This window comes from Gordonia heveisoli (assembly GCF_030315745.1).
Lineage (GTDB): Bacteria > Actinomycetota > Actinomycetes > Mycobacteriales > Mycobacteriaceae > Gordonia.
The window spans coordinates 1-422 of sequence record NZ_JASXSH010000061.1 but is presented as its reverse complement, the minus strand read 5'-3'; the positions used below and the strand labels follow the sequence as shown (position 1 = coordinate 422).

Sequence of the window (422 nt, the reverse complement as noted above, 5' to 3'; positions counted from 1 at the left end):
TACTGCTCTCTGAGCATCCTATGAAGCCATTTGAACGTGACGGGGCGTTCGGGGAGCTTCGCCGTGGCTCGAGTGGTCAGCCCAAGATCAGCCATGGTCGCTTCGAGCCGCTCGAGGCCGTACTCCCCGGTTGCGTATAGTTCAAATGCTCTGCGCACCAACGGTGCTCGCTTGGGGTCAAGCTGCACAGTGTTGATCTGTCGGCCCTCATGCTCGACTCGAGCGTTCTGGTAGCCGAGCGGCGCTTTGCCTGTGGTGCCACCGTTGATCGCCTTGTGCTGGAGCTTGATACGAATATCTTCACCACTCAAACGATTCTGCACATCGTTGAAGATGTCAGTGACGGCCTCCATGGCGTCGGCATAGACACCATCACCGAAATCTTCACGTGCGGAGACGAGTCTGACGTTGAGCTTGTCCAG

At 57.3% G+C, this 422-nt stretch carries 1 pseudogene; it reads right to left on the bottom strand.

What is annotated here, in order from left to right:
- A pseudogene (locus QSJ18_RS20145) lies at positions 1-422 on the bottom strand (recombinase family protein); the annotation flags it as partial.